General features: G+C 43.8%; 17 protein-coding genes and 1 pseudogene. 5 read left to right on the top strand and 13 right to left on the bottom strand.

The genetic code is table 11. The features are described 5' to 3' along the window. The first annotated feature begins 1 nt into the window (after position 1). Positions 2-1,441, top strand: coding sequence for a reverse transcriptase family protein (locus JMX63_RS03370; RefSeq protein ID WP_201570936.1), 1,440 nt, complete (start codon positions 2-4; stop codon positions 1,439-1,441). A 285-nt stretch (positions 1,442-1,726) separates the two neighbouring features. Here JMX63_RS03370 and uvrA read toward each other — a convergent pair whose 3' ends face one another. The 5 genes from uvrA to yghU form a co-directional block, all read right to left on the bottom strand. Further along, positions 1,727-4,294 (bottom strand): excinuclease ABC subunit UvrA, encoded by a 2,568-nt coding sequence (gene uvrA / locus JMX63_RS03375; protein ID WP_201570938.1) that lies wholly within the window; start codon positions 4,292-4,294, stop codon positions 1,727-1,729. 237 nt (positions 4,295-4,531) lie between these two features. Beyond that, the gene (locus JMX63_RS03380) at positions 4,532-5,776 is read right to left on the bottom strand and encodes a DUF819 family protein (RefSeq protein ID WP_102093581.1); all 1,245 of its coding nucleotides are present in this window, start codon (positions 5,774-5,776) and stop codon (positions 4,532-4,534) included. Positions 5,777-6,053: 277 nt separating this feature from the next. Then, complete coding sequence (locus JMX63_RS03385; RefSeq protein WP_201570940.1) at positions 6,054-7,724, bottom strand: DEAD/DEAH box helicase; 1,671 nt, start codon at positions 7,722-7,724, stop codon at positions 6,054-6,056. 605 nt (positions 7,725-8,329) lie between these two features. Next, positions 8,330-9,622, bottom strand: coding sequence for a DUF1176 domain-containing protein (locus tag JMX63_RS03390; RefSeq protein WP_227673222.1), 1,293 nt, complete (start codon positions 9,620-9,622; stop codon positions 8,330-8,332). 264 nt (positions 9,623-9,886) lie between these two features. After that, positions 9,887-10,708: a glutathione-dependent disulfide-bond oxidoreductase gene (gene yghU, locus JMX63_RS03395; protein ID WP_160021722.1), complete on the bottom strand. Its 822-nt coding sequence runs from the start codon at positions 10,706-10,708 to the stop codon at positions 9,887-9,889. Between the two features lie 342 nt (positions 10,709-11,050). Between yghU and JMX63_RS03400 the strand changes: the two genes are divergently transcribed. Then, a complete protein-coding gene (locus tag JMX63_RS03400; protein WP_201570950.1) occupies positions 11,051-12,427 on the top strand; it encodes a DHA2 family efflux MFS transporter permease subunit in 1,377 nt (458 codons plus the stop codon). Between the two features lie 181 nt (positions 12,428-12,608). On the opposite strand, the gene bfr (JMX63_RS03405) is transcribed toward JMX63_RS03400, so the two are convergent. The 3 genes from bfr (JMX63_RS03405) to JMX63_RS03415 all read right to left on the bottom strand — a co-directional run bounded on the left by bfr (JMX63_RS03405) (position 12,609) and on the right by JMX63_RS03415 (position 14,196). Next, positions 12,609-13,088 carry a bacterioferritin gene (gene bfr / locus JMX63_RS03405; RefSeq protein WP_057760255.1) on the bottom strand — a complete coding sequence of 160 codons (480 nt, stop codon included), beginning with the start codon at positions 13,086-13,088 and terminating at the stop codon, positions 12,609-12,611. A 68-nt stretch (positions 13,089-13,156) separates the two neighbouring features. Beyond that, the gene (gene bfr, locus JMX63_RS03410; protein WP_160021721.1) at positions 13,157-13,645 is read right to left on the bottom strand and encodes a bacterioferritin; all 489 of its coding nucleotides are present in this window, start codon (positions 13,643-13,645) and stop codon (positions 13,157-13,159) included. Positions 13,646-14,004: 359 nt separating this feature from the next. Beyond that, positions 14,005-14,196: a (2Fe-2S)-binding protein gene (locus tag JMX63_RS03415; protein ID WP_101205900.1), complete on the bottom strand. Its 192-nt coding sequence runs from the start codon at positions 14,194-14,196 to the stop codon at positions 14,005-14,007. 388 nt (positions 14,197-14,584) lie between these two features. On the opposite strand from JMX63_RS03415, the gene JMX63_RS03420 reads away from it, so the two are divergent. Then, positions 14,585-14,914: an ArsR/SmtB family transcription factor gene (locus JMX63_RS03420; protein WP_102090733.1), complete on the top strand. Its 330-nt coding sequence runs from the start codon at positions 14,585-14,587 to the stop codon at positions 14,912-14,914. 170 nt (positions 14,915-15,084) lie between these two features. Here the strand turns inward: JMX63_RS03420 and JMX63_RS03425 are convergent, their stop codons facing one another. From JMX63_RS03425 to JMX63_RS03445, 5 genes are all read right to left on the bottom strand, one after another. Continuing rightward, positions 15,085-15,807 carry a sulfate/molybdate ABC transporter ATP-binding protein gene (locus tag JMX63_RS03425; RefSeq protein WP_082624600.1) on the bottom strand — a complete coding sequence of 241 codons (723 nt, stop codon included), beginning with the start codon at positions 15,805-15,807 and terminating at the stop codon, positions 15,085-15,087. Between the two features lie 96 nt (positions 15,808-15,903). Then, complete coding sequence (cysW, locus tag JMX63_RS03430; RefSeq protein WP_201570952.1) at positions 15,904-16,854, bottom strand: sulfate ABC transporter permease subunit CysW; 951 nt, start codon at positions 16,852-16,854, stop codon at positions 15,904-15,906. 1 nt (position 16,855) lies between these two features. After that, a complete protein-coding gene (gene cysT, locus JMX63_RS03435) occupies positions 16,856-17,740 on the bottom strand; it encodes a sulfate ABC transporter permease subunit CysT (protein ID WP_057760265.1) in 885 nt (294 codons plus the stop codon). A 223-nt stretch (positions 17,741-17,963) separates the two neighbouring features. Beyond that, positions 17,964-19,055: a sulfate ABC transporter substrate-binding protein gene (locus JMX63_RS03440; protein WP_201570953.1), complete on the bottom strand. Its 1,092-nt coding sequence runs from the start codon at positions 19,053-19,055 to the stop codon at positions 17,964-17,966. Positions 19,056-19,323: 268 nt separating this feature from the next. Continuing rightward, a complete protein-coding gene (locus JMX63_RS03445) occupies positions 19,324-20,451 on the bottom strand; it encodes a sulfate ABC transporter substrate-binding protein (RefSeq protein WP_201570954.1) in 1,128 nt (375 codons plus the stop codon). Between the two features lie 360 nt (positions 20,452-20,811). On the opposite strand from JMX63_RS03445, the gene JMX63_RS03450 reads away from it, so the two are divergent. After that, complete coding sequence (locus JMX63_RS03450; RefSeq protein WP_201570955.1) at positions 20,812-21,351, top strand: hypothetical protein; 540 nt, start codon at positions 20,812-20,814, stop codon at positions 21,349-21,351. A gap of 146 nt (positions 21,352-21,497) precedes the next feature. Beyond that, positions 21,498-21,566 (top strand): annotated as a pseudogene (locus tag JMX63_RS14700) (transposase); the annotation flags it as partial.

Below are 21,566 nucleotides of genomic sequence, written 5' to 3' on the forward strand. Positions count from 1 at the left end.
TATGACGACACACACAGCCAACCATAACGATTACATCAGCCCTGAGCCAGTACCCACTTCTTTTGAGCGTCAGTGGCAGCAACTATGGCAAGATATTGAGCTGGCGGGCGGACGTTACCAATATGTTCAGCAGCAGCTAGTCAGTCAAGGCTTTATGGTCGAGCGTCAACCTGTCGATAACATGAGCCCAAAAGAACGGGATCGCTATAAAAAAGCTTTGAAAAAAGAGGCGGCTGAAGAAAAAAGTCTCAAAAAAGCTGCTTGGCAAGCATACAAAGCGCATCACATGGTTTATCTTGGCCGTCATGTATATTGGACGGACGATACCAGTACCGATAAATGGGATATCAAAGACGCGGCCAATCGGCTGATTGAAAACAAACTGCCACTGCTGCGTAAACATAATGAGCTGGCAGAAGCGGTTAACCTTACCATCCCGCAGTTAAAAGGATTGTGCTATCAAAGAGAGGTTGCCACCAATCTGTCTTATTCGCATTTCACTATTGCCAAACGCAATGGCACAGCGCGTCAAATATGGTCGCCGATACCACGTTTGAAGTTTGTACAACGCTGGATTTTGCACAATATTTTGAATAACTTAACGACGCATGGTGCCGCCCATGGCTTTGTACGCGGTAAATCTATCGTGACCAACGCGGCAGTACATAGCAATAGCGAGCTGATTATTAAGCTAGATGTCAAAGACTTCTTCCCTAGTGTCAGCTGGCGCCGTGTCAAAGGGGTTTTTCGTCATGCTGGCTACCCAGAGCAAATTGCGACATTACTGGCATTACTCTGTACGGAATCGCCTAGGCAAGTGGTACAGCAAGATGGCATCACCTATTATGTGGCATTGGGCGATAGAGCTTTACCGCAAGGTGCACCTACCAGTCCTGCATTAACGAACATCGTTTGCTTAAATCTAGACCGCCGCTTGACAGGGTTGGCAGAAAAGTTGGGGCTACGTTATAGCCGTTACGCCGATGATTTGACCTTTAGTGTTCCCACTATTGAAGACACCAAACCCAAATTGAAGGTTAAAACAACGATTAAAGCCACGACCAGCACCGCAAAGAAACAAGCCGATACACAGCACAACAAGCTAATCGGGCAACTGCTCGGCTCAGTTCATAAGATATTACGCGAAGAAGGTTTTGCATTAAATAATGATAAGACACGTGTGATTCGTAAAGGCAATCAGCAACAAGTGACAGGCATGGTGGTCAATGGACAAGGCGTACCTAGGGTATCTCGTCAAATCAAAAGAATGTTGCGTGCAGCCGTTCATAATTTAGAGGCAGGCGGCACATTACGCGCTGATGAGACTTTAAATACACTGTCAGGATATGCCGCCTGGATAGCCTCGGCAGAGCCAGAGTTAGGACATAGTTATCTAGATAGAATCGAGCGTTTGCAGGTGCAGCAAGAGACATCTGTATAGACATTTATTTATATTTATAAAAAAATGAGTATTAGGGCGTGTCCTCAATTCAATCGATAGTCATCTAAATGGGTTAAAAATGGCTAAATCTTGCCAAACGGCGTCAAATAGCTGACTAATATCTCGATATTATCTGCGCTATTTTCCTTGTTTGACTGCGATTTATCTCATTTTTATCACCATTTTTAAAATGAGGACACGCCCTAGAAAAATTCTATTTCTAGTACTCATTTTTACATCAGTAACGTGTACTGATGTAAAGACACTGATATAAATATAGCACCATTACACCAATAAAAACGGTGCAGTACGGCTGTCTTTTGACTGAGAAACATCATATGGCGTACCTTGAGCAACAATCATTCCGCCCGCATCTCCAGCCTCTGGCCCGATATCAATGATCCAATCGCTATTGCTCGCCACTTGCATATCATGTTCAACCATGATGACGGTATTGCCCGCATCGACGAGACCATTTAACTGTGTCATGAGCATAGACACATCAGCAGGATGTAGACCTGTGGTTGGCTCATCCAATATGTATAGCGTGTCGCCTCGTTGCACACGCTGCAGCTCGGTGGCAAGCTTAATCCGCTGCGCTTCGCCGCCTGATAACTCGGTAGCAGGCTGACCCAGACGTAAATAGCCAAGTCCAACTTGTAGTAACGCCTCTAATGCACGTAAAATGGGTGCCTCATCAGCAAAAAACTCATGAGCCGCTTCAACCGTTAAGTTTAATACTTCAGCGATGTTTTTATCTCGATAAGTGATTGCCAGCGTTTCATCATCATAGCGTTGACCATGACATACCTGACAAGGCGCATAGACACTGGGCAGAAACAACAGCTCAACACTGACAAACCCTAAACCTTCGCAATTTGGGCAGCGGCCTTTTGTGGTGTTAAAGGAGAACCTGCCAACATCATAGCCATGAGATTTTGCTTGTTTGGTGGCCGCAAACAGCTTGCGTACATCGTCAAACAAACCAGTATAGGTTGCCAAATTAGATCGCGGTGTACGACCAATTGCTTTTTGATTAATATTAATAAGGCGACGGACGTGCTCCATACCAGCGACAATTTCACCGCCAGTTACTGACTCAAGCTCCTGCTCAAGTAAGTCCGCCTCACCGACAGGCGATTCTGTGACTGTCTTTTGCCCCAACACTTCACTGATCAGTTCTACTAACGCTTGACTGACGAGACTTGATTTTCCTGAGCCCGAGACCCCTGTGACACTGGTCATCACCCCAAGCGGAAACTCAACATCTAATCCTGTGATGTTATTTCGCTCGATGTTGGCAAGCTTGAGCCAGGCTGCTGGCTGCCTTGTGTTAGATTTTGACTGTGCGTTGGACGTAGCATTGGCAAATAGATATTGACCAGTATGCGACTGTTCAATCTCACGAAGTCCATCTATAGGGCCACTATAGACAATCTCGCCACCATGCGTGCCTGCCTTTGGCCCGACATCGACTACCCAGTCAGCATGTCTGATGACACTAACATCATGCTCAACAACAAATACTGAATTCCCAGCTGCGATTAGCTCATCCAATGCACCTAGTAATGCTTGAGTATCAGCGGGATGCAGACCTGCTGATGGCTCATCAAGAACATACACCACGCCAAACAGCTGCGAGCGAATTTGAGTGGCCAAACGCAGTCGCTGTAATTCACCAGGAGAGAGTGTCGGTGTGGTACGTTCAAGCGAGAGATATCCTAACCCTAACCTTGTCAGCGCTTCAACACGAGAGAGAATATCACTGGCGATACGTTGGGCAACGATGGCTTTTTCGCGGTTTGGTGTGTTATCGGCTACCTTGGTACGAGCGGTTTTTTCCAGTTTTTGTGCCATTTCAGTTAGCGTTAGCTGTGATAGCTCTCCGATATCGAGTCCTGCAAACTTAACCGATAGCGATTCTTTCTTTAGTTTTTTACCATGACATTCTGGGCACTCAGATATCTGCATAAACTGCGAGACGCGTTTTTTAGTACGCGGGCTCTGAGTGGTGGCAAAAGAGTGCAAAATGAAGTTTTTTGCACTGGTAAAAGTACCCATATAGTTTGGCTTTTCGCCTTTTTCGATCGCATCGCGCGTTTGCTCAATGTTGTATTCAGGATAGACAGGCACTGTTGGCGTATCATCCGTAAACAAAATCCAATCACGCTTCTTTTTCGGCAATGTATGCCATGGCTTATCGATATCATAGCCCAATGTAGTCAATATACGGCTAAGGTTTTGACCTTGCCACGCTGGTGGCCATGCCGCAATTGCCCGCTCACGGATGGTCTTGGTATTGTCTGGTACCAGCAGCTCTTCAGTGACTTCAAATACGCGACCAATACCTGAGCAAGTCGGGCAAGCACCATCTGGCGTATTAGGAGAGAATGCATCGGCGTATAGAATCTCTAGATCGGCAGGATACTCCCCTGCGCGTGAGTACAGCATACGCAGGCCATTGGATATCGTCGTCACGCTACCCACGGACGAGCGCACTGAAGGCGTACCTCGCTTCTGCTGCAAGGCGACTGCTGGTGGTAACCCTTCTATAGAATCAACATCTGGCTCATCAACCTGATCGATCAGTCGTCTAGCATAAGGCGATACAGAATCAAGATAACGGCGTTGTGACTCGGCAAATAGTGTACCGAATGCTAATGACGACTTGCCTGAGCCTGAGATACCAGTAAAGACCACCAAGGCATTACGAGGTAAGTCAACATCAACGTTCTTCAAATTGTGTACGCGCGCACCTCTGACCTGAATATTATCTTGGTCAGGGTTATAAAGGGTATTTCTCACTGTGCTTGTTTTACTTGTTTTTTCTTCTAATTTTTCTGAATTTGCCATAGCGTTATTGTTCCTATCGAATCGTTGTTTATTCCTAACGTGCTTAGTTTTCTTTACTTGATTAGTTGTCTTTATTTAATTAGCAGAAAGGTTAACACGTACTCATGTGTGGCCATGGCTAGGCTTACATATCAATAGCATAGATAGACAAAACGATAACTCAAGTCACCCAATCATTAATAATAAAAAACCCGCATCAAGGCGGGTTTTGTTCAGCAAGAACTGAAAATTTAGACATTAAGACACAACCAAGCGCATCAATTGGGTGCTGATATAACCACCAAATGTCCCTACTGCGTAACCTAAAATACCCAAGAACACGCCAACAGGCGCTAGCGATGGATGAAAAGCTGTGGCGACAATCGGTGCAGAAGAAGCACCGCCCGTATTGGCATTAGAGCCAACTGCCAAAAAGAAGAACGGTGCTCGAATGATTCTAGCAACGGCAAATATGATAACGACATGGATGCTCATCCATAGTAAACCGATAAGCAATAGTCGCCACTGTGAGACGATTCCAGCCAGATTGATTTGCATACCAATCGCGGCGATTAATACAAAGATAAATACGGTGCCGATTTTTGATGCACCCACATGGTCAAGCCGACGAATCTTAGTAAATGAAAAGATGACGCCTATTAAAGTGATAATCACCACCATCCAAAAGAACGAGCTGGCAAAGCTATATTGAACGGCCCAACTATAAGGGGCAAAGAAATCTGCAATCTGGCCACCGACAAAGTGCGCCACTCCGACCATCGCAAAGCATAAGCCAAACATCACCATCAAATCATTGATAGTGGCTGGGCGGGCATGATCACGCTCATAGCTCTCGACTGCTTTGACTACTTTATCAATACTACTCGTATCAGCTCGCAAAAAGCGGTCTATCTTATCGCTATGTTTTGCCATTACTAAGATAGCTAACAGCCACAGCGAGGCATTGGTGGTATCGACCAAAATCATCATACCAAACAAATCATCACTGACCCCAAACAGCTCCTTCATCGCTGCTTGGTTGGCCGCGCCGCCAATCCAACTACCTGCTACAGCAGAAAACCCACGCCATAAAGTATCATCGGTAAACATGGCAGGCGATACCCATTTAGCGACTCCCAAACTGATTGGACCACTGATGACGATAGCGATACTGGCAGCAAAAAACATAGCGATCGCTTTCCAGCCTAAGCCCAGTATTTTAGGCACATCCATGGATAAGGTCATCAATAGCAAACTTGCTGGCAGTAAGTAAGTGGCAGTAAAGCCATATATCTGCGAACCAACACCATCGGCAAACACGCCCAAACTGTTTAAAGTGGCTGGTATAAAGCAGCAAAGCACAATACCAGGTAGTACGGCATAAAACCGACGCCAAAACTTACCCGGCAAGCCTTGGGTATAAAAAACCAGACCAATAATGGCCATGATAATGCCAAAGGCTAATGGCAAATTATCAATTGCTAAATTTGAGGTGGCAGGCATCAAGGCGCTCCAAGAGTTACAACGGGCAAAAGTAAATCAGTATAGACAAGGCAAAAAACTCCTGCAAGCAGCCATCAAATATTAGCTAGGATTTGCCGAGTAGTATTTGACAGGATAAATGGCAAGGTGACGGCTAGACACGTAACGTCATACGCCCGTTATTGAGCAATATAAAACAGGTAAACGCAAAAAAACCAGATAACAAGTATCTGGCCTTTTTAGTGCTATCTTTAGACGATTAATGAATCAACGATTTTAATCGTCAAATATAGCTGTATTACGAGTTGTTACCACGGTTGCCGCCGTTTGGACGACCTTGGCCACGGCTGTCAGAACGACCAGCTGGACGACCTTGGCTACCGCTTGGACGACCGCGACCAGTTGCAGCGCGCTCACCACGTGGAACGCCATTGCTATCACCGCGGCTTGGGCCACCAGTGCGCTTGCCTTGATACGGCTTGCCACCTGAACGCTCATTCGGTTTGCCTGACGTGTCACGTGGCTTACCTTGATAACCGCTGTCATTGCTAGCGCGTTGACCAGTGTTGCTATCGCTTGAACGACCACGACCTTGACCACCACCGCTAGATTTACCAGCATAGCCACCGCCGTTAGAACGACCACGGCCTTGACCGCCACCGCCGTTAGAACGACCACGACCACGGCCACGACCATTACCTTTGTTTTCGCTAGGTACGTAAGTTTTCTTAGGCTCCATACCTTCGATAACACATACTTCCATTTTGCGATCTAAATAACGGTTGATAGCGTTAAGCTGTGGACGATCATCCATGCTACATAGGCTGATAGCAACACCAGTACGACCAGCACGACCACAACGACCGATACGATGGACGTAATCTTCAGTCTGACGCGGCAAGTCATAGTTGATAACGTGCGAGATAGCTGGGATATCTAGACCACGAGCAGCAACGTCAGTCGCTACTAGGATTTTTACTTTACCATTACGCAAGTCTTGAACGATACGGTTACGCTTGCTCTGTGGCAAGTCACCATGTAGGAAGCTTGCTTTATGGCCCGCTTCTTGTAGCTGCTTAGCCAGTTTTTCAGTGCTACGTTTGGTAGCAGCAAAGATAATGATTTGTTCCATATCTTGCTGGCAAACGATTTTATCAAGTAAACGGTTTTTGTGATCAAAATCATCACAGTAGTACACTTTTTCTTCGATGTGTGCAGATTCTACTTTGATTGATACGCGCTCAGGGTTCTTAGTGAAGCTGGCAGCGATTTTACCTACTGGGCCATCCCAAGTTGCTGAACACATGATCGTTTGACGATCGATTGGCGCTGCACGAAGGATGTCACTGATGTCATCAGCAAAACCCATGTCTAGCATACGGTCAGCTTCGTCAAGTACCAATACTTCTAGGTTTGACAAATCAACGCGACCTGCATTGATATGGTCAAGTAGACGACCAGGAGTTGCAACGATTACTTGAACGCCCTTTTTCAAAGCAGTGATCTGACCGTTGTATGGTGCGCCGCCAACTAGTGGTACACAAAATAGACCGCGCATATCTTTAGAATAAGTGCGAACGCTGTCATGTACTTGCTGAGCAAGTTCACGCGTTGGCGTTAGGATAAGTGCTTTGGTTAGTTTGTCAAAGCTAGTAGCACGGCTCAAACGGTCAAGTACAGGGATAACGAAAGCCGCTGTTTTACCACTACCCGTTTGCGCTGACAATAAAAGGTCACGACCTGCTAGAGCAAAAGGAATGGCTTGTTCTTGAATAGGGGTTGGATTGGTATAGCCACTGCGATCAAGCGCAGTAAGAATTGGCTTAGCAATGCCAAGATCAGTAAAGGTGATTTTGTTTTCTTCAGTGGCGTCAGTAGCAGCCGCTTGAGTATTATTATCAGTATTTGGAGTGTCAGTGCTTTCGATGATGCCGTTTTCAGCGGCGATTGCAGATAAGATGTCAGTCATAAGAATCCTTGGTAAGTATAAGTTGCTGTAAATTCAGCAAACTTGATGCATACCACTGATAACCGTTCACCACGCTGCTCTTATTAGCATTACCGAGCAATATAAAATTGTCGATAATTAGAAACCAAGCCAATAGAGCTTAGCGTCTTTATAATAAATGCGTTCGTGCTGTCTGACGTATTTTGGTGGTAGTGCCGAGTGTCTTATCCTTGCTTGATATACGCTCATTATCAATGCTTTGTCCAAAGCAGATAAAGGCAAACAGCAACCAATCTAGACCCTAGTTATAGGCCAGTAGATAAGATATGAGTCAAAAATAACGGATATTTTTAAAAGGTTATTTAAGTACACAAAATCATCGGCAACAATTACTTATGGTCATCCTAGACCCAAAATCGCAGGCGATGTTATCAATCTCATAATTCACGAAAGCCTAAGCTAACGTGGCGACGCAGTATAGCACAATAAAAAAATATATGTACCTATTTCTTCAATTACTAAGTAAATAAGCACTAACAGTGTTGATAATAAACAAGTTTAGGTGATTTATTTAATAACTACAGCAGAATTGAATAACTAAAGCAAATGAGCTACTCACTATTTATCTATCGTACTACTTTGACTTCTGTGACATAAGTAGGTAGCTGCCATGCCCCGCCCGCCTCGATTAAGCGGCAAAGTCCTGTGGTGCTTTCATGGCTTTTTTCAAATGCACGGCCCGTCCATAGCCAATCGGTTTTGCTCATGCAATCACCGATGCCGCGACCTTTTTGTACAGAGGTAAGCTTACCTTTATCGTAGCCAGTAGCATTGGTCGTTACCAACGTTGGCTTATAAGGTTTACTGTCATTGATTATCCAAACCCCTGCTCCAGCGTTATAAGCTCCTGTCCAGCACTCATGCTGTGCCAACAGCTGAGAGCCATTTAGACGACTGATACGCCAAGGTGATTTGTCTGAAAGATTGGGACAAACGCTGTCTGCATCTTTCATTGTGCCTTTTACCAACGCTGCCAACTGAGAGGACCTCATTACAAACTTTTTGTCATTACCATCGTCCGCTTTGGCGCTTGGAACGATGAACTGCAGTAATGGCGCGGCTTTGGGAGGTAATATACCGCCACTAGATTTAGCAGCATCGTCATTTTTGATAAAAGCACTGGATGTACCAACGCGACCTTGGAACTCATCGGCTTTTAGCATAGCAGCACTGGCACCTTTGTCAGAGAGCTGCCAACGTGAATTGCGCAAGGCCAACGTAATCTTGCTAGATTTGGTCAAAGCTTCTAACAATGCAGTTACCTGCGCTTGAGTAAGCTCAGCGTTACCTGCAGCGGCTGAATACGGCTTCGTCTCACCATAATCCTTGTCATTAATAAACAACGAGATGCGATGACGATTACCAAGCTGCATTAAGGCTTTAGACGAGCTGTCCTTTGCTCCGCCAAGCTTTACTTTACCATCCACGCCAGCATTTGCACCTGCACGGCGTACGAGCAATATAGAAACCGGAAACTCACTGTTATTCTCTGCTTGATACCCTGCCAGCCGGCACGTACGCGTATTATCACAAGCGACTTGCCAGTCTTGACTAGTAAACTCAGTCGATGTATTGGCCATACTGGTGGTACTAAATAAAGCGGTACTAAGCGCTGCAAGTACAGGCAGTAATATTTTATTTTTTATCATATAGGTGGGTTGTTCTTTTATTTTTTTAGGTATGTTTTCTGAGTAATACTCTACAATGATGTTTTTGGGATTTTTATTAAACTGGGCACTATCTTTATAGCTATTGTCATCATACTTATTATCGTCATAGGTAATCCCTGACCTACTAACACCAGTTAAATCAACGCCTTTTGATAGCGACATATTGTTTATATAATTATTGTCTTTCATAATCATCACCTTTCAGTAGAAGAAGTATAAACACCTGTCTATTGTAATGGTGCTCGGCTATCTTAACGCACTAGTGTTTCTATCTGTTGTACTAATGTATCATTGTGTAAAGACAAAAGAAAGACCTAGCATACATTATATTCATTTTTATGAATATAAATAAAAAGGCTGATAAGCTATTTGCTTATCAGCCTTGCTGCTCTGTTTAAGGTTTATTTATGCTTAAACTGTACTGTTAGATCTAAGCTGTACTGAGTACTTAGTTTAGTCGATTGGTTTTAGCTCTAGCGCTACTGCACGTTTGACCGCAGGACGTTCGGCGATTTTCTTAGCCCAACGCTGCAAGTGTTTGTAGTCTTCTACTTGCAAAAACTCTGCCGCGTCATAGAGCTTACCTAGTGCCAACTGACCATACCAAGACCAGACAATCATATCCGCAATGTTGTAATCAGATTCATCATTGCCGCACAGGTACTCATTATCTTTTAAATGCGTATCTAATACATCGAGCTGACGCTTGGTTTCCATCGTATAGCGGTTGATTGGGTACTCTAGAGGTTCAGGCGCATACGCATAAAAGTGTCCAAAGCCGCCACCTAAGAAAGGCGCGCTACCCATTTGCCACATAATCCAAGACAAACAATCTGCTCGCGCTTTGCCAGTAGCCAGTGGTAGGAACTTATCAAACTTTTCTGCTAGATACATTAAGATAGCACCCGACTCAAAGAGTGCTATCGGCCCCTCTGCTGTATCAGTAGAATGATCGACCAAGGCTGGAATCTTTGAATTGGGGTTTATCTCTACGAACCCTGAGCCAAACTGCTCACCTTTAGAAATATCGATTTTATAGGCATCATATGCTGCCCCATCAATACCAAGTTCGGCCAGCTCTTCTAATAGTATGTTTACCTTAACACCATTTGGTGTATTTAACGAGTACAGCTGTAACGGAGCATCACCAACGGGCAGCTCTTTATCATAGCGAGCTCCAGACGTTGGACTATTAATACTAGCAAACTTGCCGCCGTTGTCTTTATCTTGCGTCCAAACTTTTGGTGGTACGTATTTATTATTATCTTGACTCATAATTTATCCTCGGTTTGTATTTATGACTGCCGCGAAGGTTTACTATAGCGAGAACTCATAACGATATTAAAGTCCTCTCTTGTAATCAATGTTGTGTTTCTAATGCCAAAGTAAATAGAGACGAGCTATTAGCACGCATCGAATTTTTTGTCTTATTTCACCTCTTTGCCTTTTTATTAGCTACCTTTCGCATCGTTGCTCTTATATAAGTTATCTTATATCAGTTACTTTGAGTCACTTTTATTCTGAGCCAGGCTTTCTTATACTACTCAGCTTGCATAGTGATCTGTTCGCAAATCTGCTATTTTCTTATTCCATAACGAGACGTTCAATGGGACTCACATGGTAACGCTCACCCCAACTCAAGATAAATACCTACCTTACGTACTAGCGGTAGCGCTATTTATGCAGATTTTGGACGCCACTATTTTAAACACGTCCTTACCGCAAATGGCGCAAGCACTGGGTGAGTCACCACTAAAGATGCAGTGGGCAGTCATCAGCTACGCATTGACCCTAGCGATTTTTATACCTATCAGTGGTTTTTTAGCGGATAAGTATGGCACACGCCGCGTATTTTTATCCGCGGTCATCATTTTTTGTGTTGGCTCATTACTGTGCGCGGCGTCGCAAACGTTAGACTTTTTGGTTGCTTCACGTGTGGTACAGGGTATCGGTGGTGCCATGATGACGCCTGTCGCTCGTTTGATATTGGTCAAGTCTTATCCGCGCAATAAGCTGCTCACTGTGATGAATTTTGCTGTAATACCAGCGTTGGTTGCACCACTGGTCGGTCCGGTATTGGGCGGCTATATCGTGCAGTATGCCAGCTGGCATTGGATATTTTTGATTAATATACCGATGGGTGTGGCAGGTTTTATCATGGGCAAAAAACTGGTTCCAGCACTCTATGAAGATACCAAGCGTCTTGATTGGACAGGGTTTGTATTGTTTGCCGCCGCTGCTTGCGGATTCACACTGGCTGTCGAGTTTGGTTCACAGACAGGTCGCGGGATTTATGGGCTATTACTCGGGTTAGGTGCAAGTCTATTGATCGGCGCGTACATCTGGCATGCCAAACGGCGAGCAGCTCCCCTGTTTCCACTCAGCTTGTTTGATATTCGTACTTTTCGAATCGGTATTACAGGTAATTTATTTACGCGACTTGGTATCAGTGCAGTACCATTTTTGCTGCCCTTATTACTACAGGTGGTATTTGAGTACTCACCTTCGCAGGCAGGTTGGTTGCTTGCCCCGATTGCAGTGGGTGCTATAGGTATCAAACCTTGGGTTAGCAAGATTATTCAGCGGTTTAGCTACCGTAAAGTGCTGGTCTACAACACCTTGTTTATGGGTTCGCTTATCATTGTGCTAGCGCAGTTTAATGATGCCTCGCAGTGGCTATGGTTTATACCCATCCTGACCATCATGGGTGCCTGCAACTCTATGCAGTTCAGTGCGATGAATACGATTACGATTGGCGATTTACAGGGCACACAAACCAGTAGTGGCAATAGCTTAATGGCGGTCAATCAGCAGTTGGCGATTAGCTTTGGTATTGCGTTCGGTGCTGCTGTATTGAATTTATTACGTGAGCGTCTGCAGATGGATACGTTAGTGGCGTTCCAAACCACTTATTGGATATTGGGTATTTTGACCATTCTCTCGGGGCTGTATTTTTTACGTCTGAAACCTGAGGATGGCCGCGGTTTATACTAGGGTGTGTCTTCAATCGAGATAAGCTTTCTATTGAGTGAGATTTTACGTACGACAAGTCTCTATTCTGTATAGCCAAAATGTTAAAAACAGCTTATCTATAGAAAGAAAAAAGCCAGTATGTGATTGGATTATCAATCTTATACTGGCTTTTTATTACGACTTACATCAATAATAAATACTATTATGCGTCATCATCACTCATTTGCGATTGGATGTAGCGCTCTACACCAATACTCTCGATTAAGTCCTGCTGCGTCTCTAACCAATCTTCATACTCTTCATTGCCATCTTTTAACGTGACTAATAGCTGGCGAGAGACATAGTCAGACTTTGTTTCACACAAGGTGACGGCATCGGTAATAATATCGAACTTTTGTCTCTCAAGACGTAAGTTGCACTCGATAATTTCTGGTACATCTTCACCAACCAATACCTTGCCCAGTTCCTGCAAGTTTGGCAAACCGCCTAACAGTAAAATACGAGCAATTAGGTCATCTGACCATTTCATCTCAGCAATAGACTGCTTATATAATGAGTCATTAAGCGCCTCTAATCCCCAATGACGTGCAATACGTGCATGCAAAAAATACTGGTTGATGGCAATCAATGACTGCCCAAGTACTTTATTTAACGCGCGAATAACTTCTTTATCCCCTGTCATTACCTTTCTCCCTTAATCTCTGTTATTTATGCTAAATACTGTGAATGCTACTTATATGTAGGATGATATCAGACAATATTAGGAGTGACTTCAGCCATTTGGCTTTGTAGGTAATTCGGTAGACCAATCATGTCGATGAGACGGAGCTGCTGCTCAAGCCAATGCGCATGATCTTCTTCGGTATCTTTCAACTGCTCGACCAACATCTCACGCGTGACATAGTCATGCTCTGCTTCGCAAAGTGCGATGCCTTCTTTTAGATGCTTTTGTACTTGGTACTCTAAATCTAGGTCAAACTGCAACATCTCAGAAACAGTCGCACCAATATGGATAGCGTCGACCGACATCTTTGGCGTGCCACTCAACATCAAGATACGGCGAATGATATTCTGTGCGTGTAGCGTTTCGTCTTCCATTTCATGATGGATACGGTCGTATAACTTGCCATAGTGCCACTCAGCGTACATCTCTGAATGAATAAAATATTGGTCACGAGCGGCAAGCTCACCACCTAGTAAGAAATTCAAATAATCAATGACTTTCTGGCTACCTATCATAACGCGTACTCCCCTATTTATTTTTACCGATCACCATACATCCACAATTTATCATATAAGGATAGCATAATTGGCAAACTGATCAGTAAAATCAAAATCAATAAAATGGCTTCTAATCTTAGGTAAATATAGTAGCATACAGGCGCAGTATAGGGTGTAACGTTATGAACTAAGAATAAGATGCTAATTGAGAATCATAATTAGCTACAACTAGTATTGATATGTGTTATGTAACATGTTGGCGTTTGAGTGAGATTATATGGACGCTTGCACCCGACCCTTTAGGTATAATAAAGTTAGATGCAGAATATTGAATATATTTTATCGTATTATATTACAAGGTATATAATTGATAATATTTAAACAGCGTATGCTAGATTGTCGAGTTTTGCATGGTGTTCGTCTAGGTAGTCATTGACCATCGGCTCACAACAGCCACAGCACGTTGCTACATCGAGCGTATCTTTTAGACCATCGAGCGTATCAACACCTGCAGCAATAGCTGCTTTGATTTGCTTTTCTTTTACGTTGTTGCAGATACATACGTACATGGATTGGCTCCTCGGAATACCACTATTCGATAATGACAGCATACGACACTTATATAAAAACCTTTGTGATAAGTGTCATTGATAAAAGGATAATTTACTGTTTTTTAGCAATGAAAACTTAGTCGTTGAAATCACGTTTATCGCTTGCAGTATAATAACGATAATTATTATCATTTTCAATCACATTCGATATATTTATTCGTTGAGACAGTATCCTTGTATTACAGGCATTTCATTTATGTAAGCGGATATAAGTGTGCGTGTAACCGAATATTGTCAAAGGTAGTGAATTGACGATGAACTGTAAATTTGCTTATTTTTTAATCGATTTTGTAGATAACTGCTGTTATATTGAACCCCTATTAACGAAGCCCATTGGAATTCTCCTATGTCTGATAATAATTTTACGATACGACCTATCGATTTATTCAAAGTCCTATCTGATCCGACACGTCTAAAAATATTTCAAATTCTTTTTAAAAAAGAAGCACGTTGCGTGGGTGATTTGGTAGATATGCTTGACCAGCCACAACCAACAATATCACGCCACCTAAACCATTTGAAAAAATTGGGTATTTTGAGCTGTGTGCGTGATGGTACTTGGATGTGGTATGAGGTCGCTGATGATTTACCAGATTGGTGTCAAGATATCTTAGACATCACCTACGAGCAAATCACTCCTAGCGGCACTAGTAGAGATGTATCGGATCTTGCTTAGATACTATTGTCCGCTTGTGTCCGCTTAGATTTTTGGTTCTTTAACTGTGCTTTATAAAAAGCGTTTAAGACCATAAATCTGCGGCAATGCTCCAGACCAAAAAAGACCTACTTTCGTAGGTCTTTTTTTTTGCTCAACTATTGATATCTAAAACCCTCTAGGTCAAATACTTATACAAGATCTAAGAAATCGCTGATAAATGCGTTGGCTGGCTGGTGTATCAACTCCTCTGACGTGCCCACCTGCTCTACTCGGCCCTGATTCATCACGACGATCTCATCTGATACCGCACGGGCTTCTTCTTGATCATGCGTTACCATGATACTGGTGATACCAAGCTCGTGGTGGATGTTTTTTAGCCATGTGCGCAGCTCTTTACGGACTTTGGCATCTAGTGCACCAAACGGCTCATCTAGCAGCAACAGCTTCGGTTTGACAGCAAGTGCACGTGCTAATGCAATGCGCTGGCGCTGACCACCTGATAGCTGATGCGGATAAGCATTGGCAACTTGTGGTAGCTGTACGAGGTCTAAGAGCTCTGCCACACGCTTATTGATATCAGCTTTGCTGGGGCGTTCGTTTTTTGGCAACAAGGTCAATCCAAAGGCCACATTGTCCGCGATATTTTTATGGCGAAACAAGGCATAATGCTGAAACATAAAGCCAATATGGCGCTTTTGGACTGGGGTATTGGTCACATCCAGCTCATCAAACAATACCTGTCCTGAGTCAGCATACTCTAGACCTGCGATAATACGTAGCAAGGTAGTCTTACCACAGCCTGATGGACCTAGCAACGTCGTCAGCTTGCCAGTCGGCACCGTGATATTGATATTGTCTAAAGCGGTAAAATTGCCGAATTTTTTATTAACGTTGCGAATCTCAATGCTCATAATCGTATCTCTTATTATATCTTTTGTCGTATCGTGGCAAGTAGCTGAGTAGCGACTGCATCCGTAGTATTAACATCATTTATCAGATAATGGCAGTTATACCTTGCCAGTACTGTCCGCACTCGTCGATTCAGTATTGACCGTTGCGTTAGCACTCACTGGCAGCTCAGGTGCGCTGGCAAGCCGCTCAGACTTAGCAAATTTACGCTCTTGTATCTTGGTCATGACTTGCTGAATCAGTAGCGTCACTAAGGCCAATGCAGCCAATATGCTCGATAAGGCAAACGCAGCGGTAAAGTTATAATCGTTATAGGCAATCTCAACCAATAGCGGCATGGTGTTGGTCTCGCCGCGAATGTGACCGGAAACCACACTGACCGCACCAAACTCACCCATCGCTCGGGCATTGGTCAAAATCAAACCATATAGCAGCGCCCATTTGATATTAGGCAATGTCACATGCCAAAAAGTCTGCCAACCAGTCGCGCCTAATGTTAACGCTGCTTGCTCTTCAGAGTCGCCTTGAGTCTGCATCAATGGAATCAGCTCACGCGCAACAAAAGGAAAGGTCACAAACAATGTAGCCAAAATGATACCAGGTACTGCATATATGACCTGAAAACCCATACTCTCAAGCCAGCCGCCAATAGTAGAGTTCAGTCCAAACAGCAGCACAAACATCAAACCTGCAACCACTGGTGATACCGAAAATGGCAAATCTAGCAAAGTGGTGACCAGCTGCTTACCTTTAAACTGATAGCGCGTGACCAACCATGCAATCGCAATGCCCATTACCATATTAATCGGTAAGACAATTCCTGCCGTGATAAGCGTCAGCTTGATGGCTTGCAAAGCTTCAGGGTCTACTAATGAAGCAATATATAGCTGCCAACCATTTTTAAAGGCTTCGTAAAACACAGCCAGTAATGGAATGACCAACATGACAATCATGAATAACACAGCAATGGCAATAAAGGTACGGCGTATCCATGGGGTATCTTTGGTCGCAGCGTTGCTTTGGTAGTCGTAGCTATTAGATATTTGCATATTAGCGAGCTCCTACACGGCGCGACAGTTTCCACTGCATAATATTGATGGTCAGCAAGATGACAAATGATATGAGTAGCATAAATAGTGCAACCGCAGAAGCCCCTTGAATGTCAAACTGCTCAAGCTTACTGATAATGATAAGCGGCAAAATCTCTGATTGCATTGGAATATTACCCGCGATAAAGATAACCGAGCCATATTCGCCAGTGGCGCGGGCAAACATCATGCCTGCACCCATCAGCAAGGCAGGCAATAACTCTGGCAAGATCACTTTACGAAATGTCGTGAGACGATTGGCGCCCAATACTGCAGCGGCTTCTTCAAACTCAACCGATAATTCAGCAAGTACTGGCTGCACCGCACGGACGATAAAGGGAAAGCTCACCACAACCAGTGCGAGCCAAATACCTATCGGCGTAAAGGCAACCTGAATATCGAACTTGGCAAACCATTGACCAATCAAGCCATTAGGTGCATATAAAGTGGCAAGCGAGATACCCGTAACGGCGGTTGGTAGTGCAAATGGCAAATCGACTAAGGCATTAATCAGTGACTTACCCCAAAACTCATAGCGGACAAGTACCCATGCGACTAGTGTGCCAAATACCATATTGGTCAGCATCGCCAAAAACGACATCCATAAGCTCAGCTTGATAGCGGCAGTGACTTGTGGCTGGGTAATGGTTTCCCAAAAGCCAGTCCAACCCATCTGCGTCGTGGTATAGGCCATCATAGCAAACGGTAGTACCACCAATAACGACAAGCTAAAGACAGTAATACCCATGCTCAGACCGAACCCGGGTAGCACATTGCGCTGACGCAAACGGGTCAGCCAACCTTTTTTGTTGCCGGGCTTACTGGCAGAAGAAGATGTTGCACTCATAGTGATGTCCTATTGCCTAACTGATGGTACTTAGCGAAAGTGCTCACTGTAAGACCATTATTACCATTGTTATCAAAATTATTATTGGTCGGCTTATGATATAAAGGACATAGTGCGTACGACCATGTCCTTTATGGGGTGTTTCATGACTGACTGTACGATTAACTGAGTTAATCCGTTTCAGTGTTTAGCGCAGTAGCTGCTCTAAGTACTCAGCAAGTGATTACTGAGGCGCGTTAATTGCCAATTGGTCAAATACACCACCATCACTGAAGTAAGTGCTCATGATCTCATCCCATGTGCCAAAGGCATCGTTCGGGCGGAAAGTCTCAACTGGCGGTAATTTGTCACCGTTTTTGTCAAGCACGCTCTTAACGCTAGGACGTAGATATAGATTGGCCGCTAGTTGCTGAGCCGGCTCACTCCATAAGTAATCAAGATACGCTTTGGCAGCGTCTGTAGTGCCTTTTTTATCTGTTACCGTCTTCACAACTGCCACAGGGCTCTCTGACTTGATTGAGTATTTTGGATACACGATGTCTACTTGACCCGCGCCAAAATCAGTCGCTGCAAGGTTGGCTTCGTTTTCAAACGTGACCAACACATCACCAATACCGCGCTGTACAAAAGTCGTTGTCGCGGCACGTCCGCCGTTTTCATAGACTTTGACATTTTTTAGCATGTCTTTTACGTAGCTTTTAGCTTTTGTTTCATCTTGATTAAAAGCATGTAGACCATAACCGTATGCACCCAAGAATGCATAACGACCGTTACCCGTCACCTTTGGATTGGCCATGACAATCTCAACACCGTCTTTGGTCAAGTCTTCCCAGTCTTTGATGTTTTTTGGATTGTCTTTACGTACCAAAAATACGATCGTACTAGTAAACGGAACCGCGTTGTCTGGGAATTTACTTTCCCAATCTGACTCAACCAAGCCTTTTTTCTCAAGCAGCTCAATATCAGAACCTTGGTTCATGGTAGCAACATCGGCTTGTAGACCATTAGCCACAGACAGTGCTTGCTTACTTGAGCCGCCATGTGACTGTTTGATTAGGATATTGCTGTCTGGGTTTTCAGCTTTATAGTGCTCAACAAACAATGGGTTGTAGTCTTTATAGAAATCACGTGCCACATCGTATGAGACATTAAGTAGCTCGATATTTTGCCCTTCTGTCGTCGCTGAACCATCAGCTGCGACCTCAGTAGTCTCACTGTTGCTACAGCCAGCAAGACCAAGTGTCAAAGCAACGCCAGCAATACTCAAGGCACTAAGAGTTTTACTTTTCTGTTGATAACGAGCTACGTCTGTCATAAATACCTCAAAGATGTCTGTTGTGTAATGCAAGTATGCTAACAGCGCCATCTTATTATGTTTAATGATGAATATGCGTATGTTATTGCCAAAAGGGAATAACTAGTAAACAAAGCTAGACATATCAATAAGTTGTTAAAAGAATCTATATGTATAACTGACTGTTTGTTTATTGATGGTTTTAATACCGACATGCGCCCTATCTATCTTGTCCGTGTTTTACTGAAAGCAGCTAAGATAGATAGTTCTATAAATCAAAAATAAATGGCTACTTCGTGGTTGCCAGCTGATCAAAACGGCCACCATCTACAAAGAAAGCATCCATAATCTCTGCCCATGAGCCAAACACAGTCACAGGTTCAAACGTTTCAATATCAGGCAAAGTATCTTTATGAGCAGCTAAAATTTGCTCATCACTTGGACGCATGTACATTTTTGCCATGAGCTCTTGGGCAGGCTTATCCCATAAGCCTTTTAGATAAGTACCAGCCGCTTCCGTCTTACCAGATTTATCAGTCACTGCCGTTACGACCGCTACTGGGTTGGCAATCGTAATCGAATAGCTCGGATATACGATATCAACGTTACCCTTTGCAAATTGCTGTGCAGCCAAATGTGCTTCGTTTTCGGTCGTGATCAGCACATCACCCAAACCACGCTGAGTAAAACTGGTCGTTGCAGCGCGTGCGCCATTGTCATAAGTAACCACGTTTGCCAGCAGCTTTTTGATAAAATCATTGGTTTGAACCGGGTTGTCACTGCTGCTTTCTTTGAATTGATGCAAGCCATAACCATAAGCACCCAAGAAGGCATAACGCGCCGTGCCACTGGTTTTCGGGTTCGGGATGACCACATCGATATCATTACGTGCCAAATCCGACCAGTCTTTGATATTTTTTGGATTACCAGCGCGGACCAGTAATACCATGGTGCTAGTATACGGCACAGCATTATTTGGTAGTGCTTGCTGCCAGTCAGCAGCGACCAAACCTTTCTCCACCAACAGATTCATATCGCTCTCTTGGTTAAAAGTCACTACATCCGCTTGCAAACCATTGGCGACAGAAAGCGCTTGCTTACTAGAGCCACCATGCGACTGATTGATATTTACTTTGCTATTTGGATGAGTCTTCTGATAGTCGGTACTGAATAAGGTGTTGTAGTCTTTATAAAAGTCGCGAGACACATCATAGGAAACGTTGAGTAGATTGACATCTTGCGTCTCGCCACTTGCATTATTCGTCGCGTCATCTTGCGTCGCTTCTGTTGGACTGCAGCCTGTCATCATAATCGCTGCTGCGAGCATGCCGCTGCTGGCAAGTACACGCGCTTTTACAGGCTTATTATTAGTTGATTGAATGCTAGCAATGCTGATTTGTTGGAATTTTTTTTGCATGATGCTCTCGATAAAAGTAGTAGAAGCGTTTTGTCAAAATCTTGACCATCATCACAGGGCCTACAATCTTTTGAGTTCGGTTGTCGGGATGATGCAAGCTATGCTAGCAGCATAAATAGCAAACGCTTAGTGACGAATTAGCTTATCGACTAGTGAAGTTGGCATAAGTGATAGGAGCAATCGTTTTGCATTATTAAGAATAAAATGGGTTGAGTAATTGCTGACAGGTTTATTAAGTAGACTATGATTTGGGTAGGCTGTACCATTGTTTGTACGTTATAAAGTTTGCTGTATCAATGATACTTTCATCATCTCGCTACTATTCAAATCTTACCCTCCTACTTGACCAAAGGCCCTTATATGAATACTTCATACAATCAATTTCGTTCTATTGTAGGGCTATTAATGATGACCTCTACCCTAGCTGCTTTAACAGGCTGTAATAGTATGTCGCCTACGGTGAATAGTGATAGCCACAGCGCTGTTAAAATAGTCACTAGTGAAACACTAGCCATGCCAATGAGTAACAACAATATTCTTGGAGACAAGGTTTCAGCGGATTACGCTTCTGCAGACTATGACAAACGAGCACAAGGCTATGATTGGGTTGGCGTGATGGTACGAGCAGATGGTGATCAGATTGACATTAAAGTTCGTTCACGCAGCGATATTAAAAAACCTACTTGTTACTTCGATGGTAAGGCGACATTGATGGGCCAAGATACTGCTCATGGTATGATTTTTCAGGCAAAGGTAAATGGCAGCACTGCTTTTTTCCAATTTAAGGACGACAAGCTCATCATCGACAGCCCAGATAAATATGCACTGAACTATTTTTGCTCAGGTGGTGGCTCGCTTGCTGGAGAATATAAGAAGCTGGCAGTAGGTTTGGAGATTTAATAGTCATCGCTAGCATGTGTTAGGACGTGTTTTTCATTTCAAAAGTAGTGATAAAAACAAAAAGGTGCCAGACCATAAGTCTGACACCTTGAGAGTTTCCCAAACTTTGTGTAACTGCTTATAATCCACTAACAGGAGAATAAGCAATGACTAACCAATCTGACATCAAGAAACTGGCTGAGCAAATGGCCAGCAGCATGAAAAGCTTCGATGAC

Source organism: Psychrobacter nivimaris, assembly GCF_904846365.1.
In the GTDB taxonomy this organism is placed as follows: Bacteria; Pseudomonadota; Gammaproteobacteria; order Pseudomonadales; family Moraxellaceae; genus Psychrobacter; species Psychrobacter nivimaris_B.